Raw genomic sequence first — 944 nt, 5'->3', positions numbered from 1 at the left:
GAAAAGTAACATTTTCCCCAGGAAAAAGTAAATTGTGATACATCAGTTGTCCATTTTTGTAGTGGTGCACTGGCTGAAAAATCTCTATTGATAATATTTGGCGCAACTTTTCCAATGTTTCCTAAGTATGAATGATACTTTACTTTTGGACGTTTACCCATTAATCCCATGTCGTGCATAAGTCTTTGTACACGCTTGTGGTTAACTCTTATGCCACGATTTTCAAGTTCTTTATGTACACGCCTAACACCGTATCGTTGTTTATTCTCCTGGAATATTATACGTATTTCTTTTGCAACCTTAATATTTCTTAGTTTCACTGCATCGACTTTCTTAATCTCGTAATAATAAGTTGATTTGGCTATCCCAATAGTTTTTAATAGATATTTTAATTTGTATCCTTTTTCTTTGAGTTCTTTAACGATCGCTGCTTTTTCGCCTTGAGTTGTGCAGCCCATTTTTCCTCTCTCAAGGCAATTTCTTTTTTTATTACTTCATTTTCTGTTTTAATATATTCTACTTCAGCGCGAAGACGAATAAGTTCTTCACGTTCTGATTCAGTGAGCGGTGCGGGTTTCATATCTTTCTTCATATTGGCCTCCCCTTTAGATTTCCTTCCTCTTTTCTTATCTACAAGGCCATTATATCCCATTCGTTTATATTTGTGAACCCATTGATAAAGTTGTCCTGAATGAATCCCCGCTGAGATTGCTACAGAGGTATAGGATTGTCCTGCTAAAACTTGTGATACCAGCTTTAAACGTTCATCTGCTGTCCAGGTTTTATTCTGAGGTTTATGGCGTAATACTTCCAGTCCATTATTTTCAACCATTCTTACCCAAGCACGAATCTCATTACGAAATTTTTGCGTTGGTACTCCATCAGGTGTTTCTGGATACCTTCCTAATCGATAAAGTTCAATACACATTCTTTTAAATTCATAA

2 protein-coding genes are annotated in these 944 nt (G+C 35.8%); both read right to left on the bottom strand.

Translation table 11 applies throughout. The features are described from left to right. A partial coding sequence (locus IX290_RS11390) for an IS3 family transposase (protein WP_211493310.1) occupies positions 1-458 on the bottom strand: 458 nt, incomplete at its 3' end. Further along, positions 389-944, bottom strand: a 556-nt coding sequence (locus IX290_RS11385; RefSeq protein ID WP_211493309.1) for a helix-turn-helix domain-containing protein, incomplete at its 5' end; no start/stop codon positions are given. The genes IX290_RS11390 and IX290_RS11385, both read right to left, overlap by 70 nt.

The organism is Fusobacterium sp. DD2 (genome assembly GCF_018205345.1).
Lineage (GTDB): Bacteria > Fusobacteriota > Fusobacteriia > Fusobacteriales > Fusobacteriaceae > Fusobacterium_A.
The sequence above is the reverse complement of the archived record's forward strand: the minus strand, read 5'-3'. Positions and strand labels throughout refer to the sequence as shown.